The 25982-nt window shown below is 60.5% G+C and carries 31 protein-coding genes; 16 read left to right on the top strand and 15 right to left on the bottom strand.

Features of this window, described 5'->3' with window-relative positions; all coding sequences use genetic code 11:
* Positions 1–32: 32 nt before the first annotated feature.
* Positions 33–1991, bottom strand: coding sequence for a DNA topoisomerase IV subunit B (gene parE, locus ACR0CU_RS08480; protein WP_170417968.1), 1959 nt, complete (start codon positions 1989–1991; stop codon positions 33–35).
* Positions 1992–2147: 156 nt separating this feature from the next.
* Between parE and ACR0CU_RS08475 the strand changes: the two genes are divergently transcribed.
* The gene (locus ACR0CU_RS08475; protein ID WP_170538854.1) at positions 2148–2756 is read left to right on the top strand and encodes a carboxymuconolactone decarboxylase family protein; all 609 of its coding nucleotides are present in this window, start codon (positions 2148–2150) and stop codon (positions 2754–2756) included.
* Between the two features lie 45 nt (positions 2757–2801).
* Here ACR0CU_RS08475 and ACR0CU_RS08470 read toward each other — a convergent pair whose 3' ends face one another.
* Complete coding sequence (locus ACR0CU_RS08470; protein ID WP_170363088.1) at positions 2802–3680, bottom strand: alpha/beta fold hydrolase; 879 nt, start codon at positions 3678–3680, stop codon at positions 2802–2804.
* Positions 3681–3814: 134 nt separating this feature from the next.
* On the opposite strand from ACR0CU_RS08470, the gene ppk2 reads away from it, so the two are divergent.
* Both ppk2 and ACR0CU_RS08460 read left to right on the top strand, forming a co-directional pair.
* A complete protein-coding gene (gene ppk2, locus ACR0CU_RS08465) occupies positions 3815–4744 on the top strand; it encodes a polyphosphate kinase 2 (protein ID WP_170363089.1) in 930 nt (309 codons plus the stop codon).
* A gap of 101 nt (positions 4745–4845) precedes the next feature.
* A complete protein-coding gene (locus ACR0CU_RS08460) occupies positions 4846–6198 on the top strand; it encodes an MATE family efflux transporter (RefSeq protein WP_170358487.1) in 1353 nt (450 codons plus the stop codon).
* A gap of 15 nt (positions 6199–6213) precedes the next feature.
* Here the strand turns inward: ACR0CU_RS08460 and ACR0CU_RS08455 are convergent, their stop codons facing one another.
* Positions 6214–6615: a hypothetical protein gene (locus ACR0CU_RS08455; RefSeq protein ID WP_170446695.1), complete on the bottom strand. Its 402-nt coding sequence runs from the start codon at positions 6613–6615 to the stop codon at positions 6214–6216.
* Between the two features lie 14 nt (positions 6616–6629).
* Positions 6630–7832 (bottom strand): pyridoxal phosphate-dependent aminotransferase, encoded by a 1203-nt coding sequence (locus ACR0CU_RS08450; RefSeq protein ID WP_170338255.1) that lies wholly within the window; start codon positions 7830–7832, stop codon positions 6630–6632.
* A gap of 92 nt (positions 7833–7924) precedes the next feature.
* Here ACR0CU_RS08450 and ACR0CU_RS08445 point away from each other — a divergent pair, with 92 nt between their 5' ends.
* The 3 genes from ACR0CU_RS08445 (at position 7925) to ACR0CU_RS08435 (ending at position 9138) form a co-directional block, all read left to right on the top strand.
* Positions 7925–8317, top strand: a complete 393-nt coding sequence (locus ACR0CU_RS08445; protein ID WP_170363091.1) for a helix-turn-helix domain-containing protein — start codon at positions 7925–7927, stop codon at positions 8315–8317.
* A complete protein-coding gene (locus tag ACR0CU_RS08440; protein ID WP_170338258.1) occupies positions 8314–8562 on the top strand; it encodes a succinate dehydrogenase assembly factor 2 in 249 nt (82 codons plus the stop codon). The genes ACR0CU_RS08445 and ACR0CU_RS08440 overlap by 4 nt, the downstream gene beginning before the upstream one ends.
* 78 nt (positions 8563–8640) lie before the next feature.
* Positions 8641–9138, top strand: coding sequence for a MarR family winged helix-turn-helix transcriptional regulator (locus ACR0CU_RS08435; protein WP_093962569.1), 498 nt, complete (start codon positions 8641–8643; stop codon positions 9136–9138).
* Here the strand turns inward: ACR0CU_RS08435 and ACR0CU_RS08430 are convergent.
* Genes ACR0CU_RS08430 through ACR0CU_RS08420 form a run of 3 tightly spaced genes read right to left on the bottom strand, consistent with a single transcriptional unit; the run spans position 9132 to position 10986 of the window.
* Positions 9132–9863, bottom strand: coding sequence for a DUF1194 domain-containing protein (locus ACR0CU_RS08430; RefSeq protein WP_170446693.1), 732 nt, complete (start codon positions 9861–9863; stop codon positions 9132–9134). The genes ACR0CU_RS08435 and ACR0CU_RS08430 overlap by 7 nt on opposite strands.
* A complete protein-coding gene (locus ACR0CU_RS08425) occupies positions 9860–10591 on the bottom strand; it encodes a DUF1194 domain-containing protein (protein WP_254437558.1) in 732 nt (243 codons plus the stop codon). The genes ACR0CU_RS08430 and ACR0CU_RS08425 overlap by 4 nt, the downstream gene beginning before the upstream one ends.
* On the bottom strand, positions 10558–10986 hold the full coding sequence (locus ACR0CU_RS08420; RefSeq protein WP_170337804.1) for a VOC family protein: 429 nt from the start codon (positions 10984–10986) through the stop codon (positions 10558–10560). The genes ACR0CU_RS08425 and ACR0CU_RS08420 overlap by 34 nt, the downstream gene beginning before the upstream one ends.
* 178 nt (positions 10987–11164) lie before the next feature.
* Here ACR0CU_RS08420 and thyX point away from each other — a divergent pair, with 178 nt between their 5' ends.
* Positions 11165–12076: an FAD-dependent thymidylate synthase gene (gene thyX / locus ACR0CU_RS08415; protein WP_093962566.1), complete on the top strand. Its 912-nt coding sequence runs from the start codon at positions 11165–11167 to the stop codon at positions 12074–12076.
* A gap of 58 nt (positions 12077–12134) precedes the next feature.
* Positions 12135–12428, top strand: coding sequence for a hypothetical protein (locus ACR0CU_RS08410; protein ID WP_170447089.1), 294 nt, complete (start codon positions 12135–12137; stop codon positions 12426–12428).
* Positions 12429–12510: 82 nt separating this feature from the next.
* On the opposite strand, the gene ACR0CU_RS08405 is transcribed toward ACR0CU_RS08410, so the two are convergent.
* Positions 12511–12717: a cold-shock protein gene (locus tag ACR0CU_RS08405; RefSeq protein ID WP_008758035.1), complete on the bottom strand. Its 207-nt coding sequence runs from the start codon at positions 12715–12717 to the stop codon at positions 12511–12513.
* Positions 12718–12930: 213 nt separating this feature from the next.
* On the opposite strand from ACR0CU_RS08405, the gene ACR0CU_RS08400 reads away from it, so the two are divergent.
* Positions 12931–13248: an ArsC/Spx/MgsR family protein gene (locus tag ACR0CU_RS08400; protein WP_170338265.1), complete on the top strand. Its 318-nt coding sequence runs from the start codon at positions 12931–12933 to the stop codon at positions 13246–13248.
* Positions 13249–13290: 42 nt separating this feature from the next.
* Positions 13291–13659: a hypothetical protein gene (locus tag ACR0CU_RS08395; protein ID WP_170358498.1), complete on the top strand. Its 369-nt coding sequence runs from the start codon at positions 13291–13293 to the stop codon at positions 13657–13659.
* Position 13660: 1 nt separating this feature from the next.
* Here the strand turns inward: ACR0CU_RS08395 and ACR0CU_RS08390 are convergent, their stop codons facing one another.
* The 5 genes from ACR0CU_RS08390 to thrS form a co-directional block, all read right to left on the bottom strand.
* Positions 13661–14188: a DoxX family membrane protein gene (locus ACR0CU_RS08390; protein WP_170370759.1), complete on the bottom strand. Its 528-nt coding sequence runs from the start codon at positions 14186–14188 to the stop codon at positions 13661–13663.
* Positions 14185–14949: an HvfC/BufC N-terminal domain-containing protein gene (locus ACR0CU_RS08385; protein WP_170446689.1), complete on the bottom strand. Its 765-nt coding sequence runs from the start codon at positions 14947–14949 to the stop codon at positions 14185–14187. Before ACR0CU_RS08385 ends, ACR0CU_RS08390 begins: the two co-directional genes overlap by 4 nt.
* Positions 14946–15803, bottom strand: coding sequence for an MNIO family bufferin maturase (gene bufB, locus ACR0CU_RS08380; protein WP_170446687.1), 858 nt, complete (start codon positions 15801–15803; stop codon positions 14946–14948). The genes ACR0CU_RS08385 and bufB overlap by 4 nt, the downstream gene beginning before the upstream one ends.
* Before the next feature lie 73 nt (positions 15804–15876).
* Positions 15877–16179 carry a BufA1 family periplasmic bufferin-type metallophore gene (locus ACR0CU_RS08375; RefSeq protein WP_005982123.1) on the bottom strand — a complete coding sequence of 101 codons (303 nt, stop codon included), beginning with the start codon at positions 16177–16179 and terminating at the stop codon, positions 15877–15879.
* A 222-nt stretch (positions 16180–16401) separates the two neighbouring features.
* Positions 16402–18360 carry a threonine--tRNA ligase gene (thrS, locus tag ACR0CU_RS08370; protein WP_093962560.1) on the bottom strand — a complete coding sequence of 653 codons (1959 nt, stop codon included), beginning with the start codon at positions 18358–18360 and terminating at the stop codon, positions 16402–16404.
* A gap of 219 nt (positions 18361–18579) precedes the next feature.
* On the opposite strand from thrS, the gene ACR0CU_RS08365 reads away from it, so the two are divergent.
* The 5 genes from ACR0CU_RS08365 (at position 18580) to ACR0CU_RS08345 (ending at position 22176) form a co-directional block, all read left to right on the top strand.
* Positions 18580–19329, top strand: a complete 750-nt coding sequence (locus tag ACR0CU_RS08365; RefSeq protein ID WP_170446685.1) for an alpha/beta fold hydrolase — start codon at positions 18580–18582, stop codon at positions 19327–19329.
* Positions 19329–20321: an alpha/beta hydrolase gene (locus ACR0CU_RS08360; RefSeq protein WP_480642813.1), complete on the top strand. Its 993-nt coding sequence runs from the start codon at positions 19329–19331 to the stop codon at positions 20319–20321. Before ACR0CU_RS08365 ends, ACR0CU_RS08360 begins: the two co-directional genes overlap by 1 nt.
* The gene (locus ACR0CU_RS08355; RefSeq protein WP_170539436.1) at positions 20321–20746 is read left to right on the top strand and encodes a VOC family protein; all 426 of its coding nucleotides are present in this window, start codon (positions 20321–20323) and stop codon (positions 20744–20746) included. Before ACR0CU_RS08360 ends, ACR0CU_RS08355 begins: the two co-directional genes overlap by 1 nt.
* A 20-nt stretch (positions 20747–20766) precedes the next feature.
* Complete coding sequence (locus ACR0CU_RS08350; RefSeq protein ID WP_480642978.1) at positions 20767–21381, top strand: hypothetical protein; 615 nt, start codon at positions 20767–20769, stop codon at positions 21379–21381.
* 84 nt (positions 21382–21465) lie between these two features.
* Entirely contained in the window at positions 21466–22176 is a 711-nt protein-coding gene (locus ACR0CU_RS08345; RefSeq protein WP_480642811.1) for an alpha/beta fold hydrolase, read from the top strand.
* On the opposite strand, the gene ACR0CU_RS08340 is transcribed toward ACR0CU_RS08345, so the two are convergent.
* Positions 22173–22757, bottom strand: a complete 585-nt coding sequence (locus tag ACR0CU_RS08340; protein ID WP_480642810.1) for a DUF6151 family protein — start codon at positions 22755–22757, stop codon at positions 22173–22175. The genes ACR0CU_RS08345 and ACR0CU_RS08340 overlap by 4 nt on opposite strands.
* Positions 22757–24028, bottom strand: a complete 1272-nt coding sequence (gene phaZ / locus ACR0CU_RS08335) for a polyhydroxyalkanoate depolymerase (RefSeq protein WP_170337826.1) — start codon at positions 24026–24028, stop codon at positions 22757–22759. Before phaZ ends, ACR0CU_RS08340 begins: the two co-directional genes overlap by 1 nt.
* Positions 24029–24139: 111 nt before the next feature.
* On the opposite strand from phaZ, the gene ACR0CU_RS08330 reads away from it, so the two are divergent.
* A complete protein-coding gene (locus tag ACR0CU_RS08330) occupies positions 24140–25942 on the top strand; it encodes a PHA/PHB synthase family protein (protein ID WP_480642808.1) in 1803 nt (600 codons plus the stop codon).
* The last annotated feature ends 40 nt before the right edge of the window (positions 25943–25982 follow it).

The following is a 25982-nucleotide window of genomic DNA, read 5'->3' as shown; positions in this document are numbered from 1 at the left end:
TAATTCGCTGGTGAGCGCGAGCACGTTGGAACTCAAACATCCAACTCCTCCACAAACCGCGCGTTCTCCTGAATGTACTGGAACCGCAGTTCGGGTTTCTTGCCCATCAGACGCTCGACCAGGTCGCCGGTCTCGCCAGGTTCGTCCTCGTCGATGGTGACGCGGATCAATTTCCGCGACTTGGGGTCCATCGTGGTTTCTTTTAGGTCCTTGGCGTCCATTTCACCCAGACCCTTGAAGCGGCTGACGTCGATCTTGCCTTTGCCGCCCAGACCTTTCTCCAGCCATTCGTCGCGCTCGGCTTCGTCCAGGCAATAGACACGTTTCGCTCCTTGTGTCAGGCGGTAGAGCGGTGGGCAGGCCAGGTACAGGTGGCCCGCGTCGATCATCGGGCGCATCTGGGTGAAGAAGAACGTCATCAGCAGCGAGGCGATATGAGCGCCGTCCACGTCGGCGTCGGTCATGATTATGACCTTGTCATAGCGAAGGTCGTCGATGTTGAACTTGGTGCCCAGCCCGACGCCAAGGGCCTGCGTCAGGTCGTTGATCTCGGCGTTGGTGCCCAGTTTCGAGCTGGCCGCGCCCAGTACGTTCAGGATCTTGCCGCGCAAGGGCAGCAGGGCCTGTGTCTTGCGGTCGCGGGCCATCTTGGCCGAGCCGCCAGCCGAGTCGCCCTCGACGATGAATAATTCGGTGCCGTCGCGTGTTGAACTACTACAGTCCACCAACTTGCCGGGAAGACGGAGTTTCTTAGTGGCGGACTTGCGTTGTGTTTCCTTCTCGGCCCGTCGGCGCAGGCGTTCCTCGGCCCGCAGGATGAGGAAATCCAGAATGGCGCCGGCGGATTTGGTGTCGGCGGCCAGCCAATTGTCGAAATGGTCGCGGACCGAGTTTTCGACCAGCCGCTGTGCCTCGACCGTGGCAAGACGGTCCTTGGTCTGGCCGACGAATTCGGGTTCACGGATGAAGCACGAGACCAGCGCGCAGCCGCCGGTGATCAGGTCATCGCGGGTGATCTGGGCGGCCTTCTTGTTGTTGATCAGTTCACCGTAGGCCTTGATGCCCTTGAGGATCGCGGCCCAGAAGCCCGCCACGTGGGTGCCGCCCTCGGGCGTCGGAACGGTGTTGCAGTAGGACTGGATGAAGCCATCGCGCGACGGCGTCCAGTTGATCGCCCATTCCACCTTGCCGGGGGTGCCGAATTTCTCGTTGAAATCAACGGTTCCGGCGAAGGGCTGTTCGGAATAGGTCGAGGAGCCGTTCATCGTCTCCTTGAGGTAGTCCGACAGGCCGCCGGGGAAGTGGAAGGTAGCCTCGGTGGGCGTCTCGCCGTCGTCGATTGCGGTTTTCCAGCGGATTTCAACGCCCGAGAACAGGTAGGCCTTGGAGCGGATCGATTTGAACAGGCGGGCGGGTTTGAACCTGTGGTGGCCGAAGATTTCGGGGTCGGCGTGGAAGGTGACGGTGGTGCCGCGCCGATTGGGAGCCGAGCCCACCTTTTCGACCGGACCCAGTGGGATGCCGCGCGAAAAGCGCTGTTCGTACAGCTCCTTGTTGCGGGCCACCTGTACGACCATCGAATCCGACAGGGCGTTGACAACCGAGGCGCCCACGCCGTGCAGACCGCCCGAGGTCTGGTAGGCCTTGCCCGAGAACTTGCCGCCCGCGTGCAGGGTGCACAGGATCACCTCGAGCGCGGATTTATCGGGGAATTTCGGGTGCGGGTCGATCGGAATACCGCGGCCGTTGTCGCGCACAGTCAGGGCGTAATCGTCGTGCAGTTCCACCTCGATACGGTTGGCATGGCCGGCAACGGCCTCGTCCATCGAATTGTCGAGGATTTCGGCCACCATGTGGTGCAGTGCCCGTTCGTCGGTGCCGCCGATATACATGCCGGGGCGTTTGCGCACGGGCTCCAGACCTTCGAGGACCTCGATCGAGGAGGCGTCGTAGGTGGTGGCGGATTCGGGCGTCAACAGGTCGTCGGGCATGGGTGCTGCTCTTGTTTTTGGGTTTGGCCCATTATGGCAGGTGATGTGGGTCGGGGGAAGAGGGACGCGAGGTGTTGTATCAAACTTGCGGGCGGTGGCGGGTTGCAAAACGGGTAGTTTTCCCGCTGAGTTGCGGAAATCGTGGAGGAGCAGGTGATGAGCTGGATTAAGACGATACCATTCGACGAGGCCCGCGGTCGGTTGAAGACGCTGTATGACCGGGTCACGGGGCCTGGGAACAATGTGGACAACATCATGATGGTGCATTCCCTGCGTCCACATTCGATGGAAGGTCACATGGCGCTCTACAAGAACGTGCTGCACCATTCGGGAAACTCGGTTCCCAAGTGGTTTCTGGAAGTGCTCGGGGTCTGGGTCAGCTCGCTGAATCGCTGCGGCTATTGTGTCGAGCATCATTTCAGCGGGTTGCAGCGACTCTTGGGCGACGAGCAGCGCGGTATGGCCATCCGCGCGGCGATCGAGGCGGAAACACCCGAGACGGCGCCGTTGGACCCCGCACAGGTGGCGGCGATGGAATACGCCCGAAAACTGACCGAGAACCCGGCCGACCTGGTGGCGGCGGATATTGACGCGTTGCGATCTGTTGGCTGGGACGATGGTGAGATCCTGGAGATCAATCAGGTCTGCGCCTATTTCTCCTACGCCAACCGCACAGTTCTGGGGCTTGGCTGTTCGACCAAGGGCGACATTCTGGGGTTGTCTCCGAACAATTCGGACAATCCGGATGACTGGGGCCATCGGTGAAGGGCGCTGCCTCTTGCGTCCTTCGGCGTCGGGCGAAGAGTTGGCTCAGTTGTCCTGAACCCAATCGAGAATAGCGTCGGCCACCGCCTGAGGTTTCTGGTGATGCAGCCAATGGTCTGTACCGTCGATCTGCTTGCGGGTCAGGTTGGGTGCGAACTCCTCCAGCCCATCGGTGCATTCGGGAAGCAAGGCTTTGTCCCGCGGCCCCCACAGAAGCAAATGCGGGCAGAAGACTGTCAATCTGTCAACGGGCAGTTCCGGCAGGTCCGTGCAGGGCGCGCCCGGCTCAGCCACCACGAGGGGTGAGGCCCGGTACCAGTTCAGCATGGCGTCGAGCCGTCCGGGGCGGGCCCATTCGGTGCGATAGTCGCCCATGCGCGCGTCGCTCATCCAGTCCAACCCCATGCCATGCCGAAAGAATTGTTCGAGCTTGGCGAAGTTGTCGGCCGAAAGAAATTCGGCTGCATCGGGCGCGCGCAGGCGGTTGATGTATTGCGAGGCCTCAGATTGTTTGCCCGCTGCCGCCAATTCGCGCTGGAACGGGACAGGGTGAACACCGTTGGCGATGACCAGGCGGCTGACCAACTTGGGGTGGAACATGGCAAGACCGTAAGCCACCGAGGCGCCCCAATCATGTCCCAGCACAGTGACGGGGTCGCCGAACTGCTCGATCAGCGCAGCCATGTCCGACACCAGCTTGGACAGCGCATAGTTCGAAATACCCTCGGGCGCCCAGCTTTGACCATAGCCACGCTGGTCCGGCGCGATGCAGTGAAAGCGGTCCGAAAGGTGCGGGGCCAGGTCGGACCACGCGCCGCCATACTCCGGGAAACCGTGCAACATCAAAAGCGTAGGCAGGTTGGGATCGCCCCAGCGGCGGACGAAGAAAGGGTGGCCGTTGAGGTCGAAGAATTCGCTGTCCATGCCGGATGCCCCTGACTGAGTTCACACCTGCAGAGTTTTCGGAGCCGTCGCCGAAGTCAACTTGATACGGATCAACGCGGAAAAGATGCAAATTTGCTAGGCGTTTCGGCGGACAGTGACACAGGAGAGAGCATATGGACGCAGTGACCCAAAAAAAGACGAACGCAGCCCCCGTGGCCGTCATGGCCAAACCGAACGCGGACACCGAAGCGCCCACTCGCGAAAAGATCCGGCAGGCCTTTGAAAGCGGGGAGTATCCGTATCGCTCGAAACTGTCGCGGGCGGCTTATGAAAAGCAGAAAGCCCAGTTGCAGGCCGAATTGTTGAAGGTGCAATTGTGGGCGCAGGAGACCGGGCAGAAGTTCGTGCTGCTGTTCGAGGGTCGCGACGCCGCCGGCAAGGGCGGCACCATCAAGCGGTTCATGGAGCATCTGAACCCGCGTCAGGCCCGGGTGGTGGCGCTGAACAAACCGACCTGGGAGGAGAAGGGCCAATGGTATTACCAGCGCTATATCCAGGAATTGCCCACTGTCGGCGAAATGGTGTTCTATGACCGGTCCTGGTACAACAGGGCCGGGGTCGAGCGGGTGATGGGGTTCTGCACCCCGAACGAATACCTCGAGTTCATGCGCCAGACGCCCGAGTTGGAGCGCATGATGGTTCGGTCGGGAATCCAGCTTTATAAATACTGGTTCTCGGTGACGCGGGATGAGCAGCTGCGCCGTTTCAAAAGCCGCGAGACGGACCCGCTGAAGCAATGGAAACTGTCGCCCATCGACAAAGCCAGCTTGGACAAATGGGACGACTATACCGAGGCGAAAGAGGCGATGTTCTTCTATACCGACACCGCCGACGCTCCCTGGACCATCGTCAAGTCGAACGACAAAAAGCGCGCCCGGCTGAACTGCATGCGGCATTTCCTGTCGACGCTGGATTATCCGGACAAGGATCATGACATCGTGGGCCAGCCCGATCCTCTGATCGTGGGGCAGGCACATCATGTGGTCCACCGGTCGGATCACATCCTTGGTACGGCGATCCATCCCGAGGCGCGCGTCACCTGATTGGCCCGACGGGCGTTATCGAGGTCTCGAAGTGAAATTTCAGAGATCTCCCCTTGCCCCGGCTCGGGGCCGCGCATATGGCTGGCGGGATGAGAAAGGTCATGACATATCCCGCCCATTTCCGGGCCATTGCTGTGCTGGGGCTGCCGTTGATCGGTGGTCATCTGGCGCAATTCGCCATTGGCCTGACGGATACGATCATGCTGGGCTGGTATGGCGTCGAGGCACTGGCTGCGGTGACGCTGGCCAGCAGCTTTTACTTTGTTCTGTTTCTTTTCGGAGGCGGATTTGGCCTAGCCGTCATGCCGATGGTCGCGACCGCGGCCGCAGAGGAGGATGAAACCAGCATTCGCCGCAGCACCCGAATGGGTCTGTGGCTGTCGCTGCTGTATGGCATGCTGATCATGCCGCTGCTGTGGTGGTCCTACCCGATTCTGATCGCCACGGATCAGGATCCGCAAGTGGCGCAAACCGCGTCCGAGTATCTGCGGGTCGCGGGCTGGGGCCTGTTCCCGGCGCTGGTGGTGATGGTTCTAAAATCCTATCTGGCCGCGTTGGAGCGCACGCAGATCGTGCTGTGGATTACCGTTGCGGCGGCAGTGGTCAATGGGCTTACGAATTATGCGCTGATCTTCGGCAACTGGGGCGCGCCGGAACTGGGCGTGATGGGGGCCGCGATTGCGTCGGTGGTCACGCAGACCGTGTCGCTGGTGGCGGTGATCATTTACGCGGTGAAAGTCCTGCCGGAGCATAACCTGTTCCAGCGGTTCTGGCGCCCGGATTGGGAAATGTTGCTGAGCGTCCTGAAGCTGGGTGTGCCCATCGGTCTGACCTTGTTGGCCGAAGTGTCCCTGTTCGCCATGTCCGCCTTCATGATGGGTTGGATCGGACAGGTGCCGCTGGCGGCGCACGGGATTGCGCTGAACCTGGCCTCGGCCACATTCATGGTGCATCTGGGCCTGTCGAATGCAGCAACGATCCGGGCCGGCAACGCGCTGGGGCGCAAGGATCGACCGCATCTTGAGAAAGGCGCAATTGCGGTCACGGGCATGTCCCTTGTGGTGTCCGTGCTGACAATCATCCTGTTCCTGACCTGCGCCGAGCCGCTCATCTCGGTATTTGTCGAACCGGACGACCCGCAGCGTCCCCAGATTCTGGCCATCGGGACCGGCCTGCTGGCCATGGCGGCCTTGTTCCAGCTGGTGGACGGCGCGCAGGTAATCGCTCTGGGGCTGTTGCGCGGGTTGCAAGACGCCAAGGTGCCCATGGTTATGGCAGGCCTCAGCTATTGGGTCGTGGGGATCCCCGCATCTTACTACTTTGGATTCGTACAAGGCATGGCCGGGATCGGAGTCTGGCTTGGCCTTGTTCTAGGCCTTGCCTGCGCGGCGGTCATGCTGATGGGCCGGTTCTGGCTGCGATCCGTCCGCGTGGTTGGTGCGCCCGCCGCATAGCGACAACCGGCAGGCTCAACCCTTGTCCAGCCGGTCGGCCTTCTTACGCACCAGTACCGTGCGCAAGTCGTGCATCGCCAGAAGCAACCGGTCCGTGATGTCTTCCAGCTGTGTATCGGTCGCCTTGGACTGTGCCCATTGCGTGGTCAGGTTCAGGTGATCGATCGTGCGGTGGATGTCGTCGACGTCGCGCCGCGCAAGCAGGGCTTTGCGTTCGTCCATCCAACGGTTGATTTCGGTTTTGTCGGCTTCGGTCAGGGTACCCTGACCATGCGGCTTGACCTCGCCGTTGCGGATGTTGATCACCGCGATCTGGTCCATTTCGATCCGGCGCTGCCGGTTCTCCGTGTCGATCTTGAACACGACCGCGCCGTTCTCGCGGACGCGAAAGTAATATTCGGGCAGTGCTGCGGACATGACGAACCTCGGTCTTAGCTCAGGGACGCGCAAAACCGCTGGATGCGGGTGCAGGCCTCGGTCAAGGCTTCGTCCGATGTCGCGTAGCTGACGCGGAAATTGGGGCTGAGGCCGAACGCCGCTCCAAACACTACGGCCACGTCTGCTTCCTCCAATAGGGCGGTCGCGAAGGCCTCGTCCGTGTCGATGACCGTACCGGCCGGTGAGGTCTTGCCGATCAACCCGGCGATGGACGGATAGACGTAGAATGCGCCCTCGGGAGTGGGGCAGGTGATGCCGTCAATCTGGTTCAGCATCCCAACCACAAGATCGCGCCGGCGTTTGAAGGTTTCATTGTTCGGGGCAAGGAAGACTTGGGTGCCGTTCAAGGCCTCGACCGCGGCCCACTGGCTGATCGAGCACGGGTTCGACGTGGATTGCGACTGGATCTTGCGCATGGCCGCGATCAGCTCGACGGGGCCTGCGGCATAGCCGATACGCCAACCAGTCATGGCATAGGCCTTGGAGACACCGTTGCACGTGAGTGTGCGATCATACAGCCCGGGTTCGACTTCGGCTGGCGTGCAGAACTCGAAGCCGTCATAGGCCAGGTGTTCATACATGTCGTCCGACATGATCCAGACATGAGGATGCTGCATCAGAACATCGGTCAGAGCCTTGAGCTCGGCGCGGCTGTACCCGGCTCCTGTCGGGTTCGACGGCGAGTTGAAGATGAACCATTTGGTGTTTGGCGTGATTGCGGCTTCCAACTGGTCTGGGGTCAGCTTAAAGCTGTTTTCCAGTGTGGTCTCAACCACGACAGGCGAACCGCCCGCAAGCAGCACCATGTCCGGATAGCTGACCCAGTAGGGGGCGGGAATGATAACTTCGTCGCCCGGATTCATCGTCGCCATCAGCGCATTGTACAGCGTCTGCTTGCCACCTGTTCCGACCGAGATCTGTGCGGGCGTGTAGTCCAGCCCGTGGTCACGTTTCATCTTGGCGCAAGCGGCCTGTTTCAGCTCGGGAATGCCGTCAGGCGCGGTGTATTTCGTTTTACCGGCGGCGATTGCGGCAACGGCTGCGTCCTTGATGTTCTGCGGCGTGTCGAAATCGGGCTCACCTGCGCTGAGGCCGATGACGTCCCGTCCGGCGGCCTTCAACTCTGCGGCTTTGGCCGTCATGGCAATGGTCGGCGAAGGTTTGACGCGCGACAGTGTCGCAGACAGAAAGCTCATGGCGGGCCCCGGTTTGTATGTTGCTCAGGACTGTCATAGGGTGCCGCCGATACACGATCAAGCGATATGCTTTTGAAGAACTGGAGAGTTTGATGAGCGACGAAACCGACTGGTTCGGACCCGAGGCCGCGACATTCGGAGACCGGGTTGCAGGCGCACGCGAAGCCGCCGGCATGACCCAGACCCAACTGGCCCGTCGGCTGGGTGTCAAGAAGTCCACTGTGGTGGCCTGGGAGAATGACCTGTCAGAACCGCGCGCCAACAAGCTGTCGATGATGGCAGGTATGTTGAACGTGTCGATCATGTGGCTGCTAACCGGTGAAGGCGAGGGCATGGATGCTCCGGATATCGCGGAAGCCGCGGATATGGAGCTGGCACCGCTGGTCGCGGAGTTGCGCGCCATCCGAGGTGAGATGCGCGCCAGTTCCGAGCGCCTTGCGCGGGTCGAGAAAACGCTGCGGCTGAAGCTGGAGAAAGGCGAATGAACGACATCCGGATCAAGCGGCTGAAGATGCGGTCGATGCGGCGCGGCATCAAGGAAATGGACATAATTCTGTCTGCCTATGCCGACCAGCGGCTTGAGCGGATGTCTGCGACCGAATTGGACCTGTACGAAGCTTTGTTGCACGAAAACGATCAGGACCTCTACCAATGGGTAACCGGGCAGGTCGCCGCCCCTGAACACTACGCGAGCATGATCTTCGATATCTCGCAAGTATTTCAAAAATAATGGCAAAACAGACTTAACAGATTCTTCGGGATTTCGCGTCAAAGTTTCCTGAACGGCGCGATTGAATCGGAGGATCGGATGAGTTTGGAATTGCAGGTCTCCGCACCCGGAACCAAGGGGTTCATGTCCAGCTATCTTGAGGCGCTGGCCTTGGTTGAACGTCTGCATCGGTTGCTTCTGGACGTCATCAAGGACGAGTTCGAGCGGGTCGGCGTACTGGAAATCAACGCGGTGCAGGCGCTGCTGTTGTTCAACATCGGTGACCACGAGGTGACTGCCGGTGAACTCAAAAGCCGCGGCTATTATCAAGGCAGCAATGTCAGTTACAACCTCAAGAAACTGGTCGAGATGGGGTTCATGCATCACCAGAGATGCGAGATTGACCGACGTTCGGTGCGGGTGCGTCTGACACCTCGGGGGCGGGAAATCCGTGACATCGTGGCCGATCTCTTCTCGCGGCACGCCGAAGGGCTACAGGCCAAAGGTGTCCTTGGCACCGAAGGGATCGAAGAGATTACCAGCGCTTTGCGCCGGGTTGAACGGTATTGGACGGATCAGATCCGGTACATCTACTGACTACCGCCGTTCAATGGCAAAACTTGGGACAGGGTCAGCGAATCCAGCTCTCTGATCAGCTTGCGCGTCATCGCGTCTTCGTAGGCTTCAAATCCCAAAGCGGTTTCGACGAAGGCTCCGGGCCCCAGAATGACCCAAGCGTTGTAATAGGCCGACAACTCTCCGATTTGCACATACCGCTTGTCCCCGGTGCTGGGATCATCGGCTCCGATCACGAGCCCATTGATCGTGATGCCGGTTGCCTGCAGTTGGGCTTTAGCTTCTCTGGGATGGAGGCCGACATTGTGCTTGCCATCTCCTGAGAGGTCCAGCGTTCGCTTCCAGCAATCGGCTTGGGCATCCAACAAATCTGCCCCGTACTGCATGGCAGACCCCACCGCTGTGCCCTGGGGTGCCGATGACCGACGCGTGGATTGCAGACGTCGCGCAATCCCGGACAAATCGGTCGGGGACCGAATATCGGTCCAGCCGACCAACAGCCGCTGGAAACCTGCTTCGCTCCATTCGAAAACGGCGATCCGAACGGGGGCTTCGGGATTCGACAGGATCAGCCGTTCCACCTCCGGTCGTTGCAATGCAGCGGCCAAGCCGTCCAATTGAAGTCGGTATTCGTTGCTGTCGACTGAGCCTGAAACATCCAACCCAAGCGCCAGGGCTTGCCGGCATTGAGCAGCGGCCGGGCTGCCCAAGGCCAAACAACACAGAGCCAGGGCACGGGTAATCATTTTGCGCTGCGCCCCAACGCGCCGACCTGAAGGCTGGTCAATTCCCGTTCCAGCTTGCGTCGCATGGCGCGCTCAAAGTCTTCGAACCCTTGCGCGATTTCCAAAAAGGCGTTTGGCCCATGCAAGACGTTGTTCTCAAAAAACGGGATGAGGAACAGCTCCCCTTCGAAATCCGCCGCATTTATGACCAACCCATTCACGGTTATGCGGTCGAAGGGAAAGTGGCGATAGGCGATCTGCGGGCCGTAGCCGTCATTGTTCGAGCCGTCCCCGGACAGGTCAATCGTTTGAAACAGGCATTGCGGAGCCTGCTCCATCAGAGAGGCCCCGAAAGCCAGGGCATATCCCATGGCAGTGGCCGAGCCGCTGTCAGATCTTTGGGACTCGCTCACCTGTGTCGCCGCAACAAGCAGATCAGCCTCGGTCTCGATCAGGCGCCAGGGAAGGACGATGTACTGGGCGTCGCGACCGCTCCACTCATAAACCGTCAGGGCTACGGGCAGCGGCGAGGAAAAGAACGCTTTCCGGACTTCAGGAGCGATCAGGGCTGAAGCCAGGCCCTGCCGCTGCAGGGCGTCTTCTTTGGCGTCGACCGAAACGGATATGTCCAAAGCAAGCGCCAAGGCCAGCCGGCAGTTTTGGGCCTCAGCAGAGCTGGCCAGAACGGCCAGCCCCAATCCTGTCAGCCAGTGGATCACCAGTGGCCGGTGCTTTCCATGCTGGCCCAAGGTTCGGCCGGGGGCAAGGCATCGCCATTCTGCAGCAGTTCAACCGAAATGTTGTCAGGCGAGCGCACGAACGCCATACGCCCATCGCGGGGAGGGCGGTTGATGACGACGCCATTGTCGGCAAGGTGCTGACAGGTCTCGTAAATGTTGTCGACCCCATAGGCTAGGTGGCCGAAATGGCGGCTGTCGCTTGGCAAACCCTCATCGCCATCCCAGTTCCATGTCAGCTCGATCGGCCTGTCCTCCTGACCCGGAGGGGCCATGAAGATCAGCGAAAACCGCCCTTCCTCGCTGTCGTAACGGCGGGTTTCCTGGAGTCCCAGCAGCTTGTAGAAGGCCATGGATTTTTCCAAATCCTTCACGCGCACCATGGTGTGGAGGTATCTCAGCCCCATCTCGGCGATCCTTTCGGTGTTGATGATTGTGTGCAGCTTAGCGCGCTGCAGGGGCGTGTCGAGGGGGCGGTCGCAGAGAAACCGAAAAATGCGCGACGCAGCACACATATGGCGGTTTCAGTGCTGATGTTGCCGATATATAGTGGTCGGCGACTCATTTCAAAAACGAGGTATGTCCATGCCGCTGTCCGCCGAACAACTGGCCGAGATCGAAGAGCAACGCGCACAAACGCAGTCGACCCGCCGTGTTGTGGCTCCGGGTATGGAACAGCACCTCTACACTGCGCATCCTGTTCTGGACCACGGATTCGTTCGGGTCATCGACTATATGGGCGATGATGCTGCGATCTGCCAGGCGGCCCGCGTGTCCTATGGCAAAGGTACGAAGTCCGTACAGAATGACGAGGGGTTGATCCGCTATCTGATGCGCCACTGGCACTCGACCCCGTTCGAGATGTGCGAAGTGAAACTGCACGTGAAACTGCCGGTCTTCGTGGCCCGCCAGTGGATCCGCCACCGGACGGCCAACGTCAACGAATACTCTGCTCGCTATTCGATCCTTGATCGGGAATTCTACATTCCCGCGCCGGATCAATTGGCTGCGCAATCAGCGATCAACAATCAGGGGCGGGGCGAGGCGCTGCAGGGCGAAGAGGCTGCGCGCGTGCTGGACATTCTCAAGGCCGACAGCGCCCGCTGCTACGACAATTACGAAGCGATGATCGGCCAGGATGGCCAGCAGGGTCTGGCGCGCGAACTGGCGCGGATGAACCTGCCGGCAAACATCTACACGCAGTGGTATTGGAAGGTGGACCTGCACAATCTGTTCCACTTCCTGCGCCTGCGGGCAGATCCGCATGCGCAATACGAGATCCGCGTCTATGCCGAAACCATGTGCAAGATCGTGGCCGACTGGGTACCGTTCGCGTACAAGGCGTTCGAAGACTATCGCCTGGGTGCGGTCAACCTGTCGGCACAGATGGTCGAAGCGCTGCGTCGGATGCTGAAGGGCGAGCAGGTGACGCAGGAAAACTCGGGCATGACCGCGCGCGAATGGCGCGAGTTCGAAGCGGTGATCCGCGAAGGCTGATCGCCACCTGTTCGGATTGTCATGATCCTGTTACACTTTGGGCATGACGTTCAGCTTGATGTTTAGAACTGCGGCGATCGCTTTGTTGCTGGGCCAGCCGGCCTACGCAAAGTCGCCAATCGCTGAGGTGATCTGTGAGCCCACGGCGCGGATGCATGACAAACTGCGCCACCAATTCGGGGCGCAGCAGACCGCCTCCGGTGTTCGGGGACCCGAGCAGATCATGGAGGTGTGGACCAGCCGTCGCGGTGACTGGACCCTTGTCGTAACCTATGCGACCGGGACGTCCTGCATTGTGGCCATGGGCGATAACTGGACAAACCGCAACGAGGCCGACCCGACGCGAGGTTAGACTATCCGGGAAGAGGGTGGACAACGGCCTGTCAATTGGCCGTTGACCTTGTTTCGTCGCACCCGCCAGTTGGCGGGCCCTTTTACAATGGCTTCAAATCAGCCGCCATTTGGCGGCCGTCACGTCCGTCCTGCAACTCGTACGAGACTTTCTGATTGTCGGCGAGTCCGGTCAGGCCGGATCGTTCTACGGCCGAGATATGCACAAACACATCCTTACCCCCTTCATCGGGGGCAATAAAACCATAGCCTTTGGTCGTATTGAACCACTTCACGGTGCCGGTTGGCATTTCCCGTGTCTCCTTCTCCTTGCGCGTCACCCAGCAAATCGGCAGGGCATAGTCAAAGCGACCACAAACCCACGCAGTTCCGAACGAACGAGACGGCGTAAATTGTGTGTTTCGCCTTTTTCAACATTGCACGGTGAAGTAAAAAATCAAGGAATACTGGGTTAACCTATTCGTTTTGCCCGAAATTGCTGCAACGACCGGAGTAGATACATCATGCGCCTTTTTGGCCTGAAGACCTGCGATACCTGCCGTAAGGCATTGAAATCACTGCCTGATGCCGAATTCATTGATGTCCGAGGTGCGGGTGTTCCTTCGGAGGTGCTGGCCAAAGCGTTTGACCAGTTCGGCGAAGCCTTGCTCAACACCCGCTCGACAACCTGGCGTGGATTGGACGACGATCAACGCTCGCGACCACCGCTGGAACTGCTGGCGGATCATCCTGCCCTGATGAAGCGTCCGCTGATCGAACGCGACGGTCACTTGTTCCTGGGCTGGACCCCGCAAACCCGCACAGCCCTTGGCATTGCTTGATCGGGTGACTATCTGAACCGGCGCAACAATCAGGAATACTTCATGCGAAACGCAGCCATGATATTGGGTGTCATTGCCGGTCTGGTCGGAATGATCGTCGGTTTTTTTGGGTACGGGTTTGTCGAGCTTGTGGATCGTTACGGCGAGATCGAGGGGCTGGCAGAGCAGGTGGAAAACCCCCAGCTTATCAAGACAGCATCGCTTTTGGCGCCGTTGCTGGCGATTGCCGGGGGGGCCATGGCGCATGCGCGTGCGCTGGTGGCGGGAGTGCTTCTGCTGATTTCCGCTGCGGGGATGTACTATGCCTTTGGCTTTGGCGTGTTCACCATGTTCCCGATTGCCTTCGCCGGCGTCGCCGGGCTGCTTGGGATCGCCGCGGGCAAGCCGGACGAACCCAAAGCGCATTTCTAGATCATTTCAGGCGCAGGACCCGGTCGAGCGAGAGTGGGCCCGCGCCGTTGATCACGATCACCACGAACAGGAAGGTCCACATGACCCGCTGATCCATCAGAGTGATGGTGTTGTCGAACAGACCACCCAGTTTGACCCCGTGCCCGGTGACATCGGTGAAGGTCTGGACCCAGACGAACCCGATCATGCCCAGGGCGGCAAGGCGGGTCAGCAGTCCCACCAGCAGCAACGCAGGCAGGACGAACTCGGCCCAGGTTCCGGCGACGGCAACGGGCCAGGTAAAGAACCCTAGCTGCGAGCTGTCGTAGCCGACGGCCTCCATGGCCTTGGGGAAGATCTGGACATAGGCCCCATCCGAGGGGAACAGGAACCCGAAAAAGCCGCTGCCCAGCTTGGTCATGGCCGAGTTCCAGTAATAGACCAGAAGAACCGCTATGAAAGTCAGCCGCGCCACGGTCGGTGTCAGCCAGTTCGAGGCGTGGTCCAGCTTTCCAAGTGCGGAATTATGCATAGAGATCAGGGCAGTCATGTTTCCGGCCTTTCGATAGTCATTGAAGTAATTGCACTGCCCTGCAACAGCAGTGCCAGGGTGGTTCCCAGGTCGAACGCGGGAGTCCGGGCGGTGGTTGCCTCGAAGGCCTGACCAATGGTCTGGCCGGCCTGAATGGCGGTGATCCAGTCGACCCCGCCGGGCGGCAGCAGGTGTGGCGACGGGTCGAATTCGGGGCGCGTGATCAGCACGTCCTGCGCACCGGGCTGAGGCTTTGGCGCGCCGTCTTCGGTGTTGAACCGCCAGATGGAGTGGATGGGCCAGTCGGATCGGATCAACTGCATGGCCGGGGCAAAGCCCAGCCGGGCCTGCATCAGGTCTTCGGGCGGCAGGGCGGCCAGCGCGTCGGGCGCGATCGGTTGGCTGTCGGCGGCGTGGTAGGACCGGCGCAATGCCAACTCCAGCCGTGCCACGTCGGGCAGATAGCCAAGATGCGCCAGTTGCTCGGTGTCGGCGAGGAATTCGGGGAAGTTCTCGCCATAGAACATCATCAGCGGAGAGCTAGGCGGGTGCTGACGCAGATAGATCCCGGCCAGACCGTCCATATTCTGCGGACCCAGCAGCTTGGTTATGACCGGAAATGCCTGGTGCATGGCCTCGGTCAGCGACACGGCCACGTTGTTGCGGTAGACGCTGAAGCGGCGTCCGGCGGGGCGGGCCTGATCGTCCAGCAACCCCTCGGGCACGGGAGCCGTCGGATCCAGCAGGGCCGCCCGGAATTCTGATTGTGAGACGCTCATGCCGGGATCCGGTCCAGCGCGGATTGCGCGCGTTCTGCCTCGGCGCGCAGGGTGGGCCAGTCGGGCACGTCATTGTCCCATTCGATCAGCACGGGTTTGGGGCCCGACTGGTCGAGCACATAATCCAGCAACGCCCAGACCGGATCGACGACGGCGCGGCCGTGGCTGTCGATCAGCAGGGGTTGGCCGTGATCGTCCTGATCCTCGTCATGGCCGCCAAGGTGGATCTCGCCAACCTTGTCCAGAGGGTAGGTGTCGATATAGGCCTGCGGGCTGTAATTCAGATTGGTGGCCGAGACGAAGACGTTGTTGACGTCCAACAGCAGGCCACATCCGGTCCGGCGCGCAACCTCGCGCAAGAAGTCGGGTTCGGACCACGTGCTTTCGGTAAAAGCGAGATAGCTGGAGGGATTTTCCAGCAACATCTGCCGGCCCACCGTCTGCTGTACCTGGTCGATATGATCGCAGATGCGGGCCAGTGTGGCGTCGGTATAGGGCAGGGGCAGCAGATCGTTCAGGAACTGGCTGTCATGGGTGGACCATGCCAGATGCTCCGAAAAGCTGGCCGGGTTCAGCCAGCCCACAAGATGCTTCAGGCGGGCCAGGTGCTCGGCGTCCAGCGGGCCTTCGCCACCGATGGACAGGCCCACGCCGTGCACGGAAATGGGAAACCGTTCGGACAGGTGGCGTAGCTGCGCCAGCGGTCGGCCGCCGTCGCCCATGTAGTTTTCGGCGTGAATTTCCAGCCAGCCGACCGGGCCGGGCTGGTCAAGGATCTCGGCATAGTGCTGCGGCTTGTAGCCGACCCCGGGCGCGGCGGGCAGCCGTTGCATTCTGCGGGCGTCATCCAACATCGCGTGATCCTTCTCAGCAAGAAACAGGGCGGGCTGTTTGGTTTAGCCCGCCCCTGACATTCCTTCCCGTGCCTTATGCCGGCAGATCGCGTTCCAGCGGCTCGAGCGAGCCTTTGCGGGGCGTTCCGTCCGCGGATTTGGGCAGCTCGATGTCGGCGCAGGTGCCCGCATCGACCAACGTCCAGGCGTTGCCTTGGTAATCCACGGTCGAGGTGCCGGCACATGTGGTGCCCGGTCCGGCGGCGCAGTCGTTCTGGCCTGCCAGCGATACGCCATAGCATTTTTCTTTGGCCTGAGCGGCGGCGGTGGTTGCAGAGCCCGCAACGGCTGCGGCAACGGCGCTTGCGATTACGAGGGTTTTGGCGGTGTTCGACATCTCAGGTAATCCTTTTCGTGATTGCGTATGTCTGCTTGTGACAGTGACAAAGGTAACGGCTGACACTGCTCTGTTGAATTCACGAGCCCGTGTCTCACGGCTGTGTCAGGGAGCGTTAATGCCCCTTGCAAGTTAACACACTGTAATAAATTAGGAAATCCAGAAATGTTTCAATCCGGCCCCGTGCTGGGGGCCGGATTGGCGGCAAGACTGTGCCGATTGTTACAGAAGATCGGGGGGCGTTGCCGCGTGCGCCAGCTCTTTTGTTACAGCGTCAAGCGGCTGGACCTGGGTCTGCTTCTCGCCCAGGCGGCGGACGCTGACTGTGCGCTCTTCGACCTCGCGGTGGCCGACGGCCAGGATCACCGGCACCTTGCCGACGGAATGTTCGCGGACCTTGTAGTTGATCTTCTCGTTGCGGATGTCGGCCTCGGCCCGGACACCGGCAGCCTTGAGCGTTTCGACCACTTCCAGAACATAGTCATCGGCCTCGGAGGTTATCGAGGCCACGACGACCTGGCGCGGCGCCAGCCAGAACGGCAGTTTGCCGGCGTGTTCTTCGATCAGGATGCCGATGAACCGTTCGAACGACCCCAGGCAGGCGCGGTGCAGCATCACCGGACGGTGTTTGGCCCCATCGGCGCCGATATAGGTGGCGTCCAGCCGTTCGGGCAGGACGAAATCCACCTGGAATGTGCCGCATTGCCAGTCACGCCCGATTGCGTCGGTCAGGACGAATTCCAGCTTCGGCCCATAGAAAGCACCTTCGCCGGGGTTCAGTTCCGGCTCGACCCCCGCAGCGCGGGTGGCGGTCAGCAGGGCTTCTTCGGCCTTGTCCCAGACCTCATCCGAGCCGGCGCGCTGTTCGGGGCGATCCGAGAATTTGACCTTGAAACTGTCAAAACCCAGATCCTTGTAGACATCGGTCAGAAACCCGATGAAGCGGGCACATTCATCGCCGATCTGGTCCTCGGTCGAGAAAATATGCGCGTCGTCCTGAGCAAAGCCGCGGACCCGCATGATGCCATGCAGCGCGCCCGAGGGTTCGTAGCGCGCGCAGGATCCGAATTCGGCCATGCGCAGCGGCAGGTCGCGGTAGGATTTCAGGCCCTGCTTGAAGATTTCCACGTGGCAGGGGCAGTTCATCGGTTTGAGCGCGTTCACAGCCTTTTCGCGGGCGTGTTCCTCGTCGACTTCGACGATGAACATGTTTTCCTGGTACTTGTCCCAGTGGCCCGAGCGTTCCCACAGCTTGCGGTCGACCACCTGAGGGGTGTTGACCTCGACATAGCCGCCGCGGTGCTGGGCACGCCGCATATAGTCCTGAAGCTGGGTGTAGATGGTCCAGCCGTTGGGGTGCCAGAAGATCTGGCCCGGGGCCTCTTCCTGCATGTGGAACAGGTCCATCTCGCGGCCCAGCTTGCGGTGGTCGCGCTTGGCGGCCTCTTCCAGCATGTGCAGGTGCGCCTTGAGCTTTTCCTTGCCGGTGAAGGCAACGCCATAGATACGCTGCAGCATCGGGCGGTTGCTGTCGCCACGCCAGTAGGCGCCGGCGATGGACATCAGCTTGAACGCGTCGCCGGGTAGTTGGCCGGTATGCTGCAGGTGCGGGCCGCGGCAGAGATCCTGCCAATGGCCGTGCCAATACATGCGCACCGGCTCGTCACCCGGAATCGCCTCGATCAGTTCGACCTTGTAGGGCTCGTTGTTGGCCTTGTAGAACGCGATGGCACGCTCGCGGTCCCAGATCTCGGTGGTGACGGGATCGCGCTTGTTGATGATCTCTTTCATCTTTTTCTCGATGAGGCCGAGATCTTCGGGCGTGAAGGGTTCTGCGCGGTCGAAGTCGTAATACCAGCCGTTTTCGATGACCGGGCCGATGGTGACCTTGGTGTCGGGCCAGATTTCCTGCACCGCGCGGGCCATCACGTGGGCGAAGTCGTGGCGGATCAGCTCGTTGGCCTGGGCCTCGTCCTTCATCGTATGGAGAGCGATTTCGGCATCCTGTTCGATGGGCCACTGCAGGTCCCAATGCTGGCCGTTGACGGTGGCCGAGATGGCCTTTTTCGCCAGCGAGGTGGAGATGTCGGCAGCGACCTCGGCCGGCGTGACGCCCGCCGCGTAGGATCGGGAATTGCCATCGGGGAAGGTAAGAGAGACGGATTTTGAATCCAGGGCCATGGTCTGGCTCTCCTCGTCGGTTTGGCGCCCACTGAACGCCCGGTTGCGGGTTATGGTGTCGGGTCCGTTTGGCAGGTGGTGGTGGCTGTGTCAAGCGTTGGCGGGCAGAGGGCTCTGCTTCAAGTGTGCCGCGGGATATCTGCCGCCAGATGACGGAGGGGCGGGAATTGCACTTGGGCGCGGTGCGTGCATGATGCTGGAAAAGCAAGTGAGGGTTTCATGGCAGCGACGACATTTCTAGACACGCCGCAGGGGCGGCGGCTGGCCTATCACAAGAGCGAAGGGGCAGGGCCTACGGTCGTTTTTCTGGGTGGTCTCAAGTCGGACATGGAGGGCACCAAGGCGGTGCATCTTGAGGACTGGACGCGGGCGCGTGGGCAGGCTTATCTGCGGTTCGACTATTCCGGGCATGGGGAAAGTTCCGGCCGGTTCGAGGAGGGCTGCATCGGGGATTGGCACGAGGATACGGTTGCGGCGGTTTCCGCGCTGACCGAGGGGCCGCTGATCGTGGTTGGTTCGTCTATGGGCGGCTGGCAGGCATTGCTGCTTGCGCGGGCCATGCCCGAGCGGATCGCGGGGATGGTCACCATCGCTGCGGCGCCGGATTTCACCGAGGACGGCTATTGGTCCTCGTTCAGCGACGAACAGAAACAGGCGCTGGAGACGGTCGGGCATGTTGAACTGCCCTCGGACTACATGGAGCCTTACATCATCACCAAGCGGATGATCGAGGATGGACGGACGCGGCTGGTGTTGCGGTCGCCGTTGAACCTGCCGTTCCCGGTACGGTTCCTGCAAGGCACGGCGGATACGGCGGTTTCCACCGAGACGGCGGTACGGCTGCTCGACCATGCCAGCGGTCCGGACATGCGGCTGTTGCTGGTCAAGGATGCGGATCACCGGTTTTCTGACGGTCCGTGCCTGGGGCTGATCGAAGATGCGGTTCGCGACGTGATGGGGGGCAACTGATGCGGCGGCTGGGGCGGTTTCTCGGGCGGGCCTTGCTGGCGTTGGTGGTGGTCGGCGGGCTGATCTACTGGTTGGGCCCGCGCGAAGAGGTGGATCTGCACCCGCAGTTCGATCCGCGCAAGTTCGGCGAGGGGATTCAGGTCTATTTCGAAAGCATCGAGTCCGCCTATGACGATATCGTGCCGGGTGTCGAAAAGCGGGTGATCTGGCGGGACGGATTCAAGGAACGGCGCACACCCTATTCTGTGCTTTATGTGCACGGGTTCTCGGCCTCGTCCGAGGAAATCCGCCCGGTGCCCGACAGGATCGCCGACGCGCTCGAGGCCAATCTGGTCTATACGCGCCTGCAGGGGCACGGGCGCGACGGGCTGGCAATGGCCGAAGGGACGGCCTCGGGCTGGATGCGGGACATGGCCGAAGGCCTGGCCGCCGCCCGCGCCGTGGGCGACAAGGTTATTGTGATCTCGACCTCAACCGGGGGAACCCTGGCGGCAGCTGCGGCTTTGGACCCCGAACTGAGCAAGGACGTGGTAGGGATGGTGTTCATCTCGCCCAATTTCGGGGTGCAGGCGGCCGGATCCTGGATACCATCACTGCCTTGGGCGCGCAGCTGGCTGCCGTTGCTGATGGGCGAAACCCGCGACGTGTCGGGCCCTGATCCGGAAAAGAACCTGTACTGGTCGTCCTCTTATCCGTGGGAGTCGGTGGTTCCGATGTCAGTTCTGGTCGATACCGTCTACGCGCTCGATTTTTCAGGCGCAGTGGTGCCGGCTCTGTTCTGGTTCTCGGATGATGATCAGGTGGTTCGGCCCGACCTGACGCACAAAGTTGCAGAAGACTGGGGGGCACCTGCGACCGTTCAGACCGTAACCATGGGGCCAGGTGACGACCCGCAATCGCACGTCATTGCCGGACGGCTGATGTCGCCGGGGCAGACCGATGCGACGGTGGCGGGTATTCTGCAATGGCTGAACGATTTGGGGGCAGAGTGATGGAGCAACGCGTCAGCCTGATCACGATCGGGGCCGAAGATCCCGAAGCCGCAGCCCGCTTTTACGAGGCGCTGGGCTGGCGCCGCACCGACAGCCCGGACGGGGTGATCGTTTTTGACCTGATCGGCCAGACGCTGGGTCTGTACCCATTGACCGCGCTGGCCGAAGAAATCGGGGTTGGCGTTGAAACCCTGGGTCGCGGCGCGATGACGCTCAGCCACAATTGCCGATCCAAGGAGGGTGTCGCCGAACTGTTGCAAGCTGCCGAGGCAGCGGGGGCCAAAATCCTGAAACCAGCCTCAGACGTGTTCTGGGGCGGGCACCATGGGTACTTTCGGGCACCGGATGGTACGATCTGGGAAGTTGCGTTCAACCCGTACTCGGCCCTCGCGCCGGATGGGGCCTTTCGCTGGAACGGGTACTGAATATGCGCAGACCGGGCAGCATGTGGAGCCTCGAGACCTTGGGCCGCGTGCGTCTGTCGCGCCATTTCTTCATGCGCGATTTCCTATATTCCGAGATCGGGAACTTCCACGAAAAACAGAACCTGCCGGACAACCCGGATCTGGCCATCGAAACCGGCCGTGCATTTTGCGAAACCCTTCTGGACCCGTTGGAGGAAACATTCGGGCGTGTTGCCGTCCGGTCTGGATACCGGTCGCCCTCGCTGAACCGGTTTGGAAACGAGAACAAGTTGAACTGCGCCCGCAACGATCATCCACTTGAATGCCACATCTGGGACCGCGGCACAGGCGAGGCGCGAATTGCCGGAGCCTCGATCGTGATCCCATGGTTTGCCGACCGTTACGCACAAGGCAGAGACTGGCGCGATCTGGCCTGGTGGATGCACGATCATCTGGATTATTCCGAGATCTGGTTCTTTCCCAAACTCTGCGCCTTCAATCTGGTGTGGCGGCCCACCCCGCTGCGCCGGATCGACAGCTACATTGGGCCCCGTGGCAGTCTGCTCAGGGCCGGTGCCGATCCGGATGAGACTCTGAGCGAACGCCGGCGGCGCTATGCGGACTTTCCCGAATTTCGCGCAATCCGCTATCCCTAAAGTTTTTCTTGCCCGTCTGCGCCGAAACTCTCATCCTGATCAACAAAACGGCCGAGCCGATCGGCCAGTACAAGGAGGCCCTGCGTGATCGAGCCGCTGGTCTTGTTGCCAGGATTGATGTGCGATGCACGGCTGTTTCAGCCGCAGACAACCCGGCTGTCTCAGACCCGGCCGGTGATGGTCGCGCCGATCGGCGGCGGTGATCGGATCGAAGAGATTGCCTCGGCGCTTTTGGACCAGTTGCCGCACCGCTTTGCGTTGGCTGGTCTGAGCATGGGGGGCATTGTCGCGCTGGAACTGGTGCGCCGGGCCCCGGAACGCGTGACCCGCCTTTGCCTCATGGCGACGGATGCGCAGGCCGATACCCCCCAGATCGCCGCTGACCGCGAAGAGTTGATCGTTGCGGCGCAGGCTGGCCGTCTTGAGGATGTCATGCGCAAGGTTCTGGGCTCGGACACGCTGGCCCCCGGGCCGCAGCGGATCCCGATATTGAACGACATGCTGGAAATGGCGCTGGAGCTAGGGCCGGAACTGTTCGTGCGCCAAATGCGCGCTCTGCAGCGCCGTCCGGATCAGCAGGGCACCTTGCGGCGAATAAAGATGCCGACCTTGGTTCTGTGCGGGGCACACGACACTTTAACGCCGGTCAGAAAACACAGTTTCATGGCCGAGTTGATCCCCGGTGCAGCCTTGCATGTGGTGGACATGGCGGGGCATCTACCAACGCTTGAAGCGCCGAGTGAAACCACCGACGCGCTGTCCGATTGGTTGAACATACCCGTGCGGGCTTTCTAGTCGTACAGCGCCTTGCGTTCTTCAAGGCTGATGACATGCGGAGCCACGACCGAATCGCCGGTTACGACGTCGAAGAACGGCGTCTGCTTCCAACGACCGGAAAGGCGCGCCGCAATGACTCTGCGGATCATGCCGAGAACAGCAGGAGCCACATTTTCGTGCTTCCATTTGCCATTCGCCTGCGGGACATGGGCGCGGGTCTTCACAGGCCCCAGAGGGGATGGATCGGAAAACCTGGCGACATCAAATCCGGCAAAGGGGAATTTCATGCTGCTGGTGGTGGTCGCCAAAGGCGCGTTGCAGCATTTGGCGTACCATCGGAACAGACCTTTGGGTCCCAGCCGCATCACGGCCAGGTACTCGGCGCCTTTGGTGATGCGGATATATTCGGGCGACATCTGAAAAATGTCTACCGGTCCCGGTGCGGGGTCAGGTTGACCGAAATACAGCTGTCCGGCGCGGCAATCTGGGCAGAAACAGACGACATGGGTGCCACTGGACACCCCTTTGGCCGTGATCTCGCCGCTAATCTCACCGCAGTTGCAGGCGAACGGAAGGGCAGGCGCCGGGTCTGCGGACATCAAGCAACCTTGTTGCTGTTGGCCGCGCGGCGGCGCGGTTTGCGGCTGTTTTCGTTCATGAAGTCTATGACCAGCGGGCGGATATTGTCACGCCAACTGCGTCCGGCGAAGATACCGTAATGGCCCGCGCCGGGTTCGACATGGCTGGCCTTCTTGCTGTCGGGCAGGCCGGTGCACAAGTCCAGCGCCGCGATACACTGACCGGGGGCCGAGATGTCGTCATTGGCGCCTTCGACCGTCTTGACCGCCACATCCGTGATTTTGCCGATGTCGACTTTGTGGCCAGCCACGATGAACTCATTCCGGGCGATCTCACGGTTCTTGAAAACCCGCTCGACCGTCGAGAGGTAGAACTCTGCCGTCATGTCCATCACGGCCAGATATTCATCGTAGAAACGGTTGTGGGCGTCATGATCCGACGCCTCACCCCGCATGACGCGCTGGATCTGGTCGGAGAACGCCTTGCCATGGCGCTCGGCATTCATCGACATGAAGGATGCCAATTGAAGAAGCCCGGGATAAACCATGCGTCCCACGCCCTTGTATTTGAAGCCCACCCGCTGGATCATCGTTTCCTCAAGCTGGCCCATGGTCACCCGGCGGCCGAAATCGGTGACTTCGGTCGGGGTTGCGTCAGGGTCAACCGGGCCACCGATCAGCGTCAGCGTGCTGGGCTGCGCCTTGGGGTCGGTTTCGGCAAGGTACGCCGTCGCCGCAAGGGTCAGGGGCGCGGGCTGGCAGACAGCGACGACATGCGTGTCCGGCCCCAGCTCCTTCATGAAATCGACAAGGTACAGGGTGTAGTCCTCGACATCGAACTTGCCTTCGGACACGGGGATGTCGCGAGCGTTATGCCAATCGGTCACATAGACTTCGCAATTGACCAGCAGGCTCTTGACGGTCGAGCGCAGCAGGGTGGCGTAGTGTCCGGACATCGGCGCAACCAACAGCACCTTGCGCGGTTGCTCTTTGCGGCCATTCACGCGAAAGTGGACCAGATCGCCAAACGGGCGTTCAAGCACGGAGGTGACATCCACCAGATGATCTTTGCCGTCTTCGCAGGTAAACGTTCGGATACCCCAATCGGGTTTCACGACCATGCGTTGAAACGTGCGTTCGGTTACTTCGCCCCACGCGGCCATCCAGTTGAATGCCGGGTTGGGGATCATGGAAAACTGGGGGTAGGATGCCATCGCGCTTGCGGTTGCACCAAGCCATTGGTTGGTGTTGCGCATGGTTTCCATCAGGTCGTAGGTCATCATGTAACGCACGGGAATGGCCTCCTAAATGTCAGCCTGAGAGTTCGGACCATTCGTCGCTTTGCCCCCCGGTGCCCACGACGATATTCTGCACAGCAGCGAGGTTAGGGGGGATTTGTTAAAATGACAACAAGTGAAGGCCACATGCCCGACTTAAGTGACGAACACGTTGAACGCCTTAAGGAAAACATGCTGAAAGTCGAAGATCTGTCCAAGCGGCTGATCGAGGTGATGGCGTCGAAAAAAGCTCATACTCCCGCGCTGGACGGCCCGAATCAGGAACTTTTTGCAAGAGCAGCAACAGCTTATTGGGCCGAGGCCCTGCAGAACCCGGCCAAGTTGTTGGAACAACAGCTGGAATACTGGGGCAAGTCCGTCCTGAATTTTGCTGCGGCGCAGCAGGCCCTGCTGGCCGGCGAAGGCGAAGCGGACGAGGCTCCGACCAAGGATAAACGCTTCTCCAACCCGCTGTGGGATACGAACCCCTATTTCCGTCTCGTCCGTCAGCAATACCTGACCAATGCCGAAGCCATCGCGAACGCGGTGGAGTCGGTCGAGGACTTGGACGCCAAGGACAAGCGGCGGCTGAAATACTTCTCGCAGCAGATTGTCGACATGATGTCGCCGACGAATTTCCTGCCGACCAACCCCGACGCTCTGCAGAAGGCGATCGAAACCGATGGCCAGTCGCTGATCCAGGGGCTGGAGAACCTTGTTGCCGATCTCGAAGCGAATGATGGCGAGTTGATCGTCAAGCTGGCGGATGAAAACGCGTTCAAGGTGGGCGGCAACCTGGCTACAACGCCCGGTGAAGTCGTCTATCGAAGTCGGATGATGGAACTGATCCAGTACAATCCCGCGACCGAGACGGTCTATGAAACTCCCGTCGTTCTGTTCCCACCCTGGATCAACAAGTTCTACATACTGGATCTGAAGGCACAAAACAGTCTGATCAAGTGGATCACCGATCAGGGATATACCTTGTTCGTCGTCAGCTGGGTCAATCCGGATGCCAGCTATGCCGAAACGGGAATGGAAGACTACGTTCAGGACGGATTCCTGACGGCGGTCGAAGAGGCCAAGAAGATCTGCAAGGTCAAACAAGTCAATGCGGTCGGGTACTGCATTGCCGGAACGACCTTGAGCCTCACTCTGTCTCTTTTGAAACAGCGCGGTGACAAGTCGATCAAATCCGCCACGTTCTTCACGGCGCTGACCGATTTTTCGGATCAGGGCGAGTTTACCCCCTTCCTGCAGAATGATTTCATCGACGGGATCGAGGAAGAGGTGAACAAGGAAGGGGTGCTGCGGTCATGGATCATGGCGCGCACGATGTCGTTCCTTCGGTCTCGCGACCTGGTCTATGGACCGGCGATCCGCAGCTACATGCTGGGCGAGACGCCACCCGCCTTTGACCTGTTGTACTGGAACGGGGACGGCGCGAACCTGCCCGCGAAAATGGCTGTGCAGTATCTGCGTGGCTTGTGTCAGCGCAACGAGTTCGCCTCGGACGGGTTTGAATTGATGGGCCACAAGCTGCATGTCCGCGATGTGGATGTGCCGTTGATGGCGATCACCTGCGAGACGGACCATATCGCCGCGTGGAAAGACTGCTATCGCGGCGTGCAGAAAATGGGGTCACGCAGCAAAACCTTCATCGTTTCGGAATCGGGACATATTGCAGGCATCGTCAATCCGCCCAGCAAAAAGAAATACGGTCACTATACCAACCCCGATCTCAAGGCGGATGCCGATACCTGGATGAAAGAGGCAAGCTTCCACGAAGGCTCGTGGTGGCCCCGCTGGGAGGCTTGGTTGAAGAAGCGGTCTGGCAAGCAGGTTCCGGCACGCGAACCGGGTGATTCGAGCCACCCACCGTTGGCTCCGGCGCCGGGAACCTATGTAGTCGCCAAACCAAAGTCTTGATTTCACATTGAAACAAAAAATTCTGCGTCGCAGCAAAAAA

The organism is Ruegeria sp. BC2 (assembly GCF_056539245.1).
The sequence above is the reverse complement of the archived record's forward strand: the minus strand, read 5'-3'. Positions and strand labels throughout refer to the sequence as shown.